This is a genomic window from Hoeflea sp. (assembly GCF_039975035.1).
Classification (GTDB): domain Bacteria; phylum Pseudomonadota; class Alphaproteobacteria; order Rhizobiales; family Rhizobiaceae; genus Hoeflea.
In genome coordinates this window covers 1-10,966 of sequence record NZ_JBDWHW010000197.1, presented here as the reverse complement: position 1 = coordinate 10,966, position 10,966 = coordinate 1, and the positions used below count along the sequence as shown (strand labels likewise).

9 protein-coding genes are annotated in these 10,966 nt (G+C 61.9%); 7 read left to right on the top strand and 2 right to left on the bottom strand.

Annotated features, from left to right (window positions below):
• Positions 1 to 53 precede the first annotated feature (53 nt).
• The 3 genes from ABJN75_RS17695 to ABJN75_RS17685 are packed head-to-tail and all read left to right on the top strand — an operon-like array spanning position 54 to position 4,076.
• Positions 54 to 1,217, top strand: coding sequence for an acyl-CoA dehydrogenase family protein (locus tag ABJN75_RS17695; RefSeq protein WP_348440905.1), 1,164 nt, complete (start codon positions 54 to 56; stop codon positions 1,215 to 1,217).
• Between the two features lie 8 nt (positions 1,218 to 1,225).
• Complete coding sequence (locus ABJN75_RS17690) at positions 1,226 to 3,277, top strand: acetate--CoA ligase family protein (RefSeq protein WP_348440904.1); 2,052 nt, start codon at positions 1,226 to 1,228, stop codon at positions 3,275 to 3,277.
• Positions 3,278 to 3,293: 16 nt separating this feature from the next.
• Positions 3,294 to 4,076: a carnitinyl-CoA dehydratase gene (locus ABJN75_RS17685; RefSeq protein WP_348440903.1), complete on the top strand. Its 783-nt coding sequence runs from the start codon at positions 3,294 to 3,296 to the stop codon at positions 4,074 to 4,076.
• A 15-nt stretch (positions 4,077 to 4,091) separates the two neighbouring features.
• On the opposite strand, the gene ABJN75_RS17680 is transcribed toward ABJN75_RS17685, so the two are convergent.
• On the bottom strand, positions 4,092 to 4,793 hold the full coding sequence (locus tag ABJN75_RS17680; RefSeq protein WP_348440902.1) for a GntR family transcriptional regulator: 702 nt from the start codon (positions 4,791 to 4,793) through the stop codon (positions 4,092 to 4,094).
• The gene (locus tag ABJN75_RS17675) at positions 4,790 to 6,154 is read right to left on the bottom strand and encodes a formimidoylglutamate deiminase (RefSeq protein WP_348440901.1); all 1,365 of its coding nucleotides are present in this window, start codon (positions 6,152 to 6,154) and stop codon (positions 4,790 to 4,792) included. The genes ABJN75_RS17680 and ABJN75_RS17675 overlap by 4 nt, the downstream gene beginning before the upstream one ends.
• Positions 6,155 to 6,217: 63 nt before the next feature.
• Here ABJN75_RS17675 and hutI point away from each other — a divergent pair, with 63 nt between their 5' ends.
• The 4 genes from hutI to hutU form a co-directional block, all read left to right on the top strand.
• Positions 6,218 to 7,423 carry an imidazolonepropionase gene (gene hutI / locus ABJN75_RS17670; protein WP_348440900.1) on the top strand — a complete coding sequence of 402 codons (1,206 nt, stop codon included), beginning with the start codon at positions 6,218 to 6,220 and terminating at the stop codon, positions 7,421 to 7,423.
• Positions 7,420 to 8,961 carry a histidine ammonia-lyase gene (gene hutH / locus ABJN75_RS17665; protein WP_348440899.1) on the top strand — a complete coding sequence of 514 codons (1,542 nt, stop codon included), beginning with the start codon at positions 7,420 to 7,422 and terminating at the stop codon, positions 8,959 to 8,961. The genes hutI and hutH overlap by 4 nt, the downstream gene beginning before the upstream one ends.
• Positions 8,958 to 9,758, top strand: coding sequence for an N-formylglutamate deformylase (hutG, locus tag ABJN75_RS17660; protein WP_348440898.1), 801 nt, complete (start codon positions 8,958 to 8,960; stop codon positions 9,756 to 9,758). The genes hutH and hutG overlap by 4 nt, the downstream gene beginning before the upstream one ends.
• Positions 9,755 to 10,966, top strand: a 1,212-nt coding sequence (gene hutU, locus ABJN75_RS17655) for a urocanate hydratase (protein WP_348440897.1), incomplete at its 3' end; no start/stop codon positions are given. The genes hutG and hutU, both read left to right, overlap by 4 nt.

Sequence of the window (10,966 nt, the reverse complement as noted above, 5' to 3'; positions counted from 1 at the left end):
GGTGATCGCAGTGGACGGCCACACTGAAAACCCCGACCCGAAGGTGTGAGAGCATGGATTTTGGACTGACCCAGGAACAGGAGATGATCGTCGAGACCACACGGGCTTTCGTCGAGAATGAACTCTATCCGCACGAAGCCCAGGTTGAACGCACCGGCCATCTCGACATGGATCTGGTGCGCGAGATCCAGCAGAAGGCGATCGCTGCTGGTCTTTACGCCGCCAATATTCCCGAAGAATTCGGCGGTGCCGGCCTCGATACCCCGACCTGGCTGCTCTACGAGAAGGAGCTTGGCCGCGCCAATTACGCGCTGCACTGGACCTGCGTTGCGCGCCCGTCCAACATCCTCTGCGCCGGCACGTCCGAGCAGCGGGCAAGGTATCTCGAGCCTTGCGTGGCGGGCGAGAAATGGGATTGCCTCGCCATGACCGAGCCGGGCGCCGGTTCGGATCTGCGTGGCATGAAGGCCAGCGCCAAACAGGATGGCACGGACTGGGTGCTCAACGGCACCAAGCACTTTATTTCCCACGCCGACATTGCCGATTTCACCATTGCCTTCATGGCAACCGGCGAGGAGGACACACCGCGCGGTCCGAAGAAACTGATCACCGCGTTCTTCGTCGACAAGGGCACGCCGGGTTATGAGGTCCGCGACGGCTACCGCAATGTCTCGCACCGTGGCTATACCAACGCCATCCTCGAATTCGACAATTGCCGCATCCCGGCCGAAAATGTGCTGGGCGAAGTCCACAAGGGCTTTGAAGTCGCCAACACCTGGCTCGGCGCAACACGGCTTCAGGTCGGCGCCACCTGCCTCGGCCGCGCCGACCGTGCTTTCGGGCATTCGGTCGAATGGGCTGCAACGCGCGAACAGTTCGGCCAGCCGATCGGCAAGTTCCAGGGCGTCTCGTTCAAGCTCGCCGACATGGCGATGGAAATGAAGGCCGCCGAATTGATGATTCTCGAAGCCGGCTGGAAATTCGATCAGGGCACGGCGTCCGACGCCGACATGGCAATGGCCAAGCTCAAGGCCACCGAAATGCTGGCCATGGTCGCCGACGAGGCGATCCAGATCCATGGCGGCATGGGCCTGATGGATGAATTGCCGCTCGAACGCATCTGGCGCGATGCACGCATCGAACGCATCTGGGAAGGCACATCCGAAATCCAGCGCCACATCATATCGCGGTCTCTGCTGCGCCCGTTCGGAGCCTGATCACGACCATGAAACCCGATCTCTCCCGCCTGCTTAGACCCAGATCGATCGCGCTGTTTGGCGGCGGATGGGTTGTCAACGTTGTGGCGCAACTGAAGAAGTCCGGTTTTGATGGCGATATCTGGCCGGTCCATCCGAAACGCACCGACATTCTTGGCGTGCCCTGCATCGCCTCCATTGATGATCTGCCGGGCGTGCCGGATGCAAGTTTCATTGGCGTCAACCGCGATGCGACAATCGAGGTGGTCGAAAGGCTGAGCGCCATGGGGGCAGGCGGGGCGACCTGCTTTGCGTCCGGTTTTCTCGAAAGCGAAACAGAAGCGGCCGGCGGGGCGGACCTGCAGGCGCGGCTCGTCGGGGCCGCAGGCCAAATGCCGATCCTCGGGCCCAATTGCTACGGCCTGATCAACTATCTCGACAATGTGACGCTGTGGCCGGATCAGCACGGTGGCTTGCCGGTCGAGAGTGGGGTAGCCATCGTCGCCCAGTCTTCCAACATCGCCATCAACATGACCATGCAGACCCGTGGCCTGCCGATTGCCTATGTGGTCGCGGCAGGCAATCAGGCCCAGGTCGGCGCCAGCGACATTGCATCGGCACTGCTCGACGATGACCGGGTCAGCGCCATCGGTCTCTATCTCGAAGGCTTTGGCGACATTCGCGCGCTGGAAGCCTTTGCCGCCAAGGCGCGCGCCAAAGGCAAGCCGGTGGTCGCCATCAAGATCGGCCGCTCCGACAAGGCCCGTGCGGCCACCATGACCCATACCGCCTCGTTGGCTGGAAGTGCTGCCGCCGGCTCGGCATTGCTCGAACGGCTCGGCATCATCGAGGTCGAAACCATTGCGGTGTTTCTGGAAACGCTGAAGCTTCTGCACGTGATCGGCCCGCTGCCGGGCGCTTCGGTCTGCTCGGTCAGTTGCTCGGGCGGCGAAGCCAGTCTGATGGCGGATCTGAGCGGCAGCACAAATCTGGATTTCACCGATTTCGCGGCCAGCCAGCGGGCTGCGTTGAAAGCCGAACTCGGTCCGATCGTCACCATCGCCAATCCGCTGGATTATCACACCTTCATCTGGGGCGACACCGAACGAATGACGCGGGTGTTCTCGACCGTCATGGCCGAGAGTTTCGATCTCACCGTCTTCATTCTCGACATGCCGCGCGCGGACCGCTGCGATCCGTCCGGCTATCAATGCGCTGTTGATGCCATCATTGCTGCCAGGGCGCTCACCGGTGCCCGGGTTGCGGTGCTGGTCAGCCTGCCCGAAAACATGTCGGATCATTTCACCGGCAGCTTCATGCAAGGCGGCGTTGCTGTCCTGCATGGCATGAGCGAGGGCATTGCTGCGATCTCTGCAGCGATTGCCGCGGGGCGTCTCGAAGATCAGCTTCGCGAACCGCTATGGCTGGCAAAGGATACGGCGGGAGCATCTTCGATCCTGAGCGAAGCCGCGTCGAAGGATGCGCTGTGCGCGTTCGGGCTCGAGATTCCGCAATCGCTATCGGCGCGATCGGTCGAAGATCTGATGCAAATTGCGGCCGGAATGATGTTTCCCGTGGTTCTGAAGGGCACCGGTGTAGCGCACAAGAGCGAGGCCGGTCTGGTTGCGCTCGACATTCCCGATGCGCCGGCTCTTGCGGCTGCGGCCAGCCAGATGAGCGGCGCCGCAACAGGGTTTCTGGTCGAGGAGATGATCGTCGGCGGCCTTGCGGAGGTGCTTGTCGGCATAACCCGTGATCCCACCGGCACCTTCCTGCTGACACTTGGTGCCGGCGGCGTGCTGACGGAACTTCTGGCCGATACAGCCAGTCTCTTGCTGCCCGCTAGCCGGATCGACATCGAGACCGCGCTGAGAGGCCTGCGGATCGGCAGGTTGCTGGACGGCTATCGCGGCAAACCCGCAGCCGACATGGTAGCGCTCTGCGACGGAGTGCTTTCGATCTGTCACTATGCCGCCGCCCATGCCGATGATCTTGTCGAACTCGAAGTCAATCCGCTGATCGCCCGTGTCGGCGATGCCGTCGCAGTCGACGCGCTGATCCGCCTGAACGTTGTTGAATGAAAAAGGAACCCACACCATGACCGGACCCGTCAAGACCCGCATCGTTGGCCACGTGCTCGAAGTCACGCTTGACCGGCCCAAGGCCAACGCCGTCGATCTCGCAACCAGCCGGATCCTGGGCGAGGTGTTCCGCGATTTCCGCGACAACCCCGATCTGCGTGTTGCCATCCTCACCGGCGCGGGCGAGAAATTCTTCTGCCCCGGCTGGGATCTGAAGGCGGCCAATGATGGTGACGCGGTTGATGGCGATTACGGTGTCGGCGGCTTTGGCGGGCTGCAGGAACTGCCGCATCTCAACAAGCCGGTGATCGGCGCCGTCAACGGCATATGCTGCGGCGGCGGACTGGAGATCGCGCTGTCCTGTGACATCATTCTGGCTGCCGAACACGCGACATTCGCGCTTCCCGAGATCCGGTCGGGCACAGTGGCCGACGCCGCCTCGATCAAGCTGCCCAAGCGCATCCCCTACCATATCGCCATGGAGATGCTGTTCACCGGTCGCTGGCTCGACGCCGCCGAAGCCAACCGCTGGGGCTTCGTCAATCAGATTCACAAGAGCGACGAGTTGATGGACAAGGCATGGGAGATGGCCAGGTTGCTGGCATCGGGTCCGCCGCTTGTTTTTGCCGCGATCAAGGAAGTGGTCCGCGAAGCAGAAGGCGAAAAATTCCAGGACACCATGAACAAAGTGACCAAACGGCAATTGCGAACGGTTGATACGCTCTATGGGTCGCAAGACAATCTGGAAGGCTTCAGGGCATTCACCGAAAAGCGCGATCCGGTCTGGAAGGGCAAATAGACCGGCGGCTATTGTTCAGATCCGCGTGTGCATCTGATAGCCGGGCGCAAAGGTCAGCCGCACCGAAGTGATCACCTGTCCTTTGTTCCACGTGCTGCGGTCAATCACGAACAGGCCTTCGCCTTCCTTGCAGGCGAGGATTTCCGCTTCTCGCTTGCCGGCCGTCATTGCTGAAAACGAGAAGTCGCCGCCCTCGAATGGGATGTTGGCCACCAGCCATTCATTCGCGCTCTTGACCGTAAGGTCGGCCGTATCGATGCCGGGGACGACCGCAGGGTTGATCCAGCGGTCGCCGAAGACATAGGGTTTGCCATCAGCCAGATGCAACGTCACCAGATGCACCAGCTTGACCCCGGGTTCGGTCTGCATGCGCGCTCTGATGCCGGACGGCGGCACGGCGCGGTGGTGGTCCAGCACCGTGTGGCGGTAGGTCTGGCCCTTGCCTTCGATCTCGTAGCGGATCACCGGGATATCAAGTGTTGCCTTGCGCACCGGGTTGAGCGCCACCCGGGTGCCGGCCTTGCGGCGGCGGTCGAGCAGTCCGGATTCAGCCAGCCCGCGCAGCGCCCGGTTGACGGTCGCCCTTGCACAGCCGAATTCGATCGACAATTCGGCTTCGTTCGGAATGAAGTCGCCCGGCTTCCATTCGCGGGCATTGATCCGGCGCAGTACTTCCGTCTGCACCGATTGCCAGCTGTTGAATTCTCCTCCGCTCAAATCGCCTCTCCAAGCTCCTTCATCGTCCTGGCATAGGCCGAGACGATGGCCTCCCGTCCGATATGGCTTCCTTCAGTCACCATGTGGCGGCCCGCCGACCATACGTCCGCTACCATGCGATCGTCGCCGGCAAACACATAACAATCCAGTATGGTGTCGCCGCCCCTGCCGATCAGATCGACCGCATCGGCCTTCAGAGCCATCATGTCCGCAAGCTTTCCGATGGCAAGGCTGCCATGGTTGCGGGCAGAGGTAGTCGCTCCGCCGGCGTTGACCGCATCGAACAGCCTGCGCCCGGTCGATTTGTCTGGGGTGGCAAGTGCCGCGCGGGAGTGGTCGCGCAGGCGCTGCGAGTAGTCCAGGGTCCTGAGTTCTTCCGACAGCGAAATGCGGATGTTGGAGTCCGAACCGATCGCAATCGAACCCCCGTTCTCAAACCAGCGCACACCATCAAAGATGCCGTCGCCCAGACTTGATTCGGTGATCGGGCAGAGCCCCGCGACCGCGCCGCTTCTGGCCAGGCCGTCGGTTTCGTGGCTCAGCATCTGGGTGCAGTGGATAAAGCAGCATCGCTCGTTCAGTTCCATCGAATCGAGCACCAGTTCCACCGGGCGTTTGCCATAGGCCGCCTGGATTTCCTCCACTTCGGCGATCTGTTCGGCCAGATGCATGTGCAGCGGGGTGTCGCCTGCCAGGCGGACGTGGTGGCCCAGATCCTCCGGCGCCACTGCCCTGAGACTGTGCGGCGCCACACCGATGCGGCTGTCCGCGGGGAGGTGGGCAATAGCTTCCGCAGACTTTGCATGAAGCTCTGCATAGGCATCGAGCGTGTTGCCAAAGCGGATTTGTCCCGACCCTAGCGCGCGCTTGTCGCAGCCACCGTATTGATAGTGCACCGGCAGCAACGTCAGCCCCATGCCGGTGGTGACGCTGGCGGCGGCAATCCGCTCCGCCATTTCTGCCAGATTGGCATAGGGCAGCCCGCCCGGCTGGTGGTGCAGGTAATGGAATTCGACATTGGCAGAATAACCGGCTTCCAGCATCTCCATCTGCACGAAGGCAGCGATTGTCTCGACATGCTCCGGCGTCAGCCGGTCGAGAAACCGGAACATCAGCTGTCGCCAGGTCCAGAAGGAATCTGACGGGTCGGGTCCGCGTTTTTCGGTCAGTCCGGCCATGGCCCGCTGGAAGGCATGGCTGTGGCAATTGGCCGGTGCAGGCAGCAGCACGCCGGTTCTGTGCCCCTCCGCCGGCTGCCCGGTTTGGATTGTCTCGATCAAGCCGTCCGGGCTGATTTCGATCCGGACATTTTCTGCCCAGCCATCCCGCAGCAATGCCTTCTCCGCCCACACTGTCGCCATGCTCTCACGCCTCTTGACAAAATAATATGTACATACTTATAGTTTAAATAGGCGGACATAACAATGGCGAAAAAGATGCTTCTGATCAACGCGACACTGGCGACGATGGACGGCCCATCGGCTTACGGGCTGGTGAGGCATGGGGCTATTGTTATGGAAGGAAACCAGATTGCCTGGGCTGGACCGTCCAGCGATTTGCCAGCCGATTTTCGCACTCAAGAGCCGGTCGATCTCGAGGGCAGGCTGGTGACGCCCGCCCTTATCGATTGCCACACCCATGTGGTGCATGGCGGCAACCGCGCCAAGGAATTCGAGATGCGTCTCGAAGGTGCATCCTATGAGGAGGTTGCCAGAGCCGGCGGAGGTATCGTCTCCACCGTTTCCGCCACGCGGACGGCATCGGAAGCCAATCTGCTTGCCGGAGCGCTCAACCGTGTCGACGCCATGATCGCTGAAGGTGTCTCCACCATCGAAATCAAATCCGGCTACGGCCTCGATATTGAGAACGAACTGAAGATGCTGCGCGCCGCCAGAGCCGTCGCCACCAAACGCCCGGTCCGGGTCAAGACCAGCTATCTCGGGGCGCACGCGGTTCCACCCGAATACAAGGGCCGGGCCGACGCCTATATTGATGATGTCTGCATTCCGGGACTTGTTGCGGCCCATGCCGAAGGGCTGGTTGATGCGGTTGACGGCTTTTGCGAGGGCATTGCCTTTTCGCCGGAGCAGATCGCCCGAGTTTTCGACAAGGCAAAGGCGCTCGGAATTCCTGTCAAGTTGCACGCCGAACAGCTTTCCAATCTTGGTGGGGCAAAGCTCGCGGCTGACTATGGTGCTCTGTCCGCCGATCATCTGGAATATGCCAATGAGCAGGACGCTCAGGCCATGGCTGAGGCGGGAACCGTCGCCGTGATCCTGCCGGGCGCGTTCTACACCTTGCGCGAAACCGCAGCCCCGCCGATCGATGCGTTTCGCGAGAACGGCGTGGCGATGGCCGTGGCCACCGATTGCAATCCCGGCTCGTCTCCGATGTCGTCCCTGCTGCTCGCCATGAATATGGCCTGCACCCTGTTCCGGATGACGCCGGAAGAGGCGCTGGCCGGCGTGACCCGCAATGCGGCCCGTGCATTGGGTCTCAACGATGCCGGCATGATCAAGCCCGGTCTGCGGGCCGATTTAGCCATCTGGGACATCGAACATCCGGCAGAGCTGGCGTACCGCATTGGATTCAACCCGCTCTGGAAGCGGATTTTTGGAGGCAAGCTTTGACGCTCAAACTTTTCCCCGGCCGGGCCACGCTTGGCCAGCTTGAACAGATCTGGCGCACCGGCGCTGCCGTGGTACTCGACGACAGCGCCTTGCCGGGAATCGAGGCCGCCGCCGATCTGGTGCGCCAGGCTGCCGCCGGCGATGAGGCGGTTTATGGAGTCAATACCGGTTTCGGCAAGCTCGCCAGCGTTCGCATCAAGCCCGGCGATACCGCACAATTGCAGCGCAATCTGATCCTGTCGCATTGCTGCGGCGTCGGCGAACCGCTTGATGTGGCCACGACCCGTCTGATGATGGCGCTCAAACTGCTCTCCGCCGGGCGCGGCGCATCCGGTATCACCTGGAAGACCCTCTCGGTGATCCAGGACATGCTGGCCAAAGGCGTCACTCCGGTAATCCCGAGTCAGGGCTCGGTCGGCGCATCGGGCGACCTGGCGCCGCTGGCCCATATGGCGGCTGCGATGATCGGCGAAGGCGAGGCGATCTTCGAGGGCGAACGCATGCCTGCGGCCAAGGCACTCGAGCAAGCCGGAGTCGAGCCGGCAGTGCTGGCGCCGAAGGAAGGTCTCGGCCTGATCAACGGCACGCAATTCTCCACGGCCTGTTCGCTGACCGGGCTTTTCTCCGCAATCCGCAATCTCGAGGCCAGTGTGGTCTCCTCCTGCCTGTCGACAGATGCGATCATGGGCTCGACCGCACCGCTGGAAGCTGGCATTCATGCTTACCGCGGCCATCGTGGCCAGATCGACGTCGCCCGCGCCATGCGCGCGGTCATGGCCGGTTCGGTGATCCGTGAAAGCCATCGTGACGGCGACACCCGCGTCCAGGATCCCTATTGCATCCGCTGCCAACCTCAGGTGGCGGGCGCTGCACTGGACCTGTTGCGCTTTGCCGGCCAAACGCTCGAAATCGAGGCCAACGCCGTCTCCGACAATCCGCTGGTGCTGGTTGCTGAAGGCAAGATTGTCTCGGGCGGCAACTTCCATGCCGAGCCGGTGGCTTTCGCCGCTGATCAGATCGCGTTGGCAATCGCCGAGATCGGCGCCATTTCCCAGCGCCGTGTCGCGCTGATGGTCGACCCGACGCTGTCCTTCGACTTGCCGCCGTTCCTGACCCCGGCCCCGGGGCTCAATTCCGGGCTTATGATCGCCGAAGTCACCACGGCAGCGCTGATGAGCGAGAACAAGCATCTGGCCAATCCCTGCTCGACCGACTCCACACCGACCTCGGCCAATCAGGAAGACCATGTTTCGATGGCAGCCCACGGCGCACGACGGCTCAAGCGGATGAACGACAATCTCAATGTCATCGTCGGCGTTGAGCTGATGTGCGCAGCACAAGGCGTCGAATTCCGCGCCCCGCTGACAACGAGCCCGGTGTTGCAGCAAGCGCTCGATCTGATCCGGTCCGAAATAGCCACGCTGACCGATGACCGGTTCATGGCCGGCGACATCGCCCGGGCAGCGGCACTGGTGGCCGAAGGCAGGGTTCAGAGCGAATGCGATGTGGCAGGATTGCTCGCGGGAGAGGCGGCATGACCCCGGTCGAGGTCAGGCGCGGCGATGGTCCGATCGTTCTCGGTCTGCCGCACACCGGCACCCATGTTCCCGACGACATTTTCGCGCGGCTGACGCCGCTGGGACAGACGCTGTCCGATACCGACTGGCACGTTGACCGGCTCTATGATGGCCTGCTTGACGGCGTCACCACGGTGCGCGCCAATTTCCATCGCTACGTCATTGACGCCAACCGCGATCCCTCCGGCGCCAGCCTGTATCCGGGACAAAACACCACCGGGCTGGTGCCTATGACTGATTTTGACGGCAAGCCCTTATGGCTTGATGCGCCGGATGCCACCGAGATCGAGACGCGCAGGCTCGCCTGGCATGCGCCCTATCACGCGGCACTGGAAGCCGAGCTGGAACGGGTGCGTGCACAACACGGCGTTGCTATCCTCTATGATTGCCACTCGATCCGCTCCAAGATTCCGTTCCTGTTCGAGGGCACGCTGCCCGACTTCAACATCGGCACCAACAACGGACAAACCTGTGCACCGGTGATCGAAGGAACTGTGTCGGGCATCTGCGCCGGAGCGGAAGGCTATTCGAGCATTCTCAATGGCCGCTTCAAGGGCGGATGGACCTCGCGCCAATACGGCCGCCCGGCCGACAATATCCACGCCATCCAGATGGAACTGGCGCAGAGCACCCATCTCAAATCCGAAGCCCTGCCGTTTGACTATGACCCGGCCAGGGCAGAACGGCTGCGTGTTCATCTCAGGACAATCCTCACCTCACTTCGCGACATCGCACCTGCACTGGGAGCCCGATCATGACCAATCCGAGACACAATCAACGCGACGTCTATCCGCCCACCGGACCCGAGATCACCGCCAAGAGCTGGCTCACCGAAGCGCCGATGCGCATGCTGATGAACAATCTTCACCCGGATGTGGCCGAGAACCCGCATGAGCTGGTTGTCTATGGCGGCATTGGCCGCGCCGCGCGCACCTGGAAGGATTTCGACCAGATCATCGCCAGCCTGAAGGAACTTAACGACGACGAGACGCTTGTGGTGCAATCGGGCAAGCCGGTGGCGGTGGTTCGCACCCATGTCGACTCGCCGCGCGTGCTGATCGCCAATTCCAATCTGGTGCCGCACTGGGCCAACTGGAATCATTTCAACGAACTCGACAAGCGTGGGCTTGCCATGTACGGCCAGATGACTGCCGGCTCGTGGATCTATATCGGCACGCAAGGCATCGTTCAGGGTACTTTCGAGACATTCGCCGAAGCCGGACGCCAGCATTATGACGGCGACCTGACCGGAAAGTGGATCCTCACCGGTGGGCTTGGCGGCATGGGCGGCGCCCAGCCGCTGGCAGCCGTGATGGCCGGCGCCTGCTGTCTCGCCGTGGAGTGCGACGAGACCCGCATCGATTTCCGCCTGCGCACCCGTTATGTCGACGAAAAAGCCAAGACGCTGGATGAAGCGCTGGCCATGATCGACAAATGGACCAAGGCCGGCGAAGCCAGATCCGTTGGCCTGCTCGGCAACGCAGCCGATGTCTTTCTCGAACTCGCCGAGCGCATGAAGGCTGGCGGTGTCCGTCCTGACATCGTCACCGACCAGACGTCTGCCCACGATCCGTTGCATGGCTATCTGCCGCAGGGCTGGAACGTGGCCGAATGGCGCGAGAAGCAGGAAAGCGATCCGAAAGCTGTTGAAAAAGCCGCCCGTGCCAGTATGAAGGCTCATGTTGCGGCGATGGTTGATTTCTGGAATGCCGGTGTTCCAACACTCGATTACGGCAACAACATTCGCCAGGTCGCTCAGGACGAGGGGCTGGAAAACGCCTTTGCCTTTCCCGGTTTCGTTCCCGCCTATATCCGCCCGCTGTTCTGCCGTGGCATCGGGCCATTCCGCTGGGTGGCGCTGTCGGGCGATCCGGAAGACATCTACAAGACCGACGCCAAGATGAAGGAATTATTCCCTGAAAACACCCATCTGCACGCCTGGCTCGACATGGCGCGCGAGCGCATC

Excerpts from the sequence above, each read along its gene's own strand:
- ABJN75_RS17695 (WP_348440905.1), top strand. The coding sequence starts at position 54 with ATGGATTTTGGACTGACCCAGGAACAGGAGATGATCGTCGAGACCACA.
- ABJN75_RS17690 (WP_348440904.1), top strand. The coding sequence starts at position 1,226 with ATGAAACCCGATCTCTCCCGCCTGCTTAGACCCAGATCGATCGCGCTG.
- ABJN75_RS17685 (WP_348440903.1), top strand. The coding sequence starts at position 3,294 with ATGACCGGACCCGTCAAGACCCGCATCGTTGGCCACGTGCTCGAAGTC.
- ABJN75_RS17675 (WP_348440901.1), bottom strand. The coding sequence starts at position 6,154 with ATGGCGACAGTGTGGGCGGAGAAGGCATTGCTGCGGGATGGCTGGGCA.
- hutI (WP_348440900.1), top strand. The coding sequence starts at position 6,218 with ATGGCGAAAAAGATGCTTCTGATCAACGCGACACTGGCGACGATGGAC.
- hutG (WP_348440898.1), top strand. The coding sequence starts at position 8,958 with ATGACCCCGGTCGAGGTCAGGCGCGGCGATGGTCCGATCGTTCTCGGT.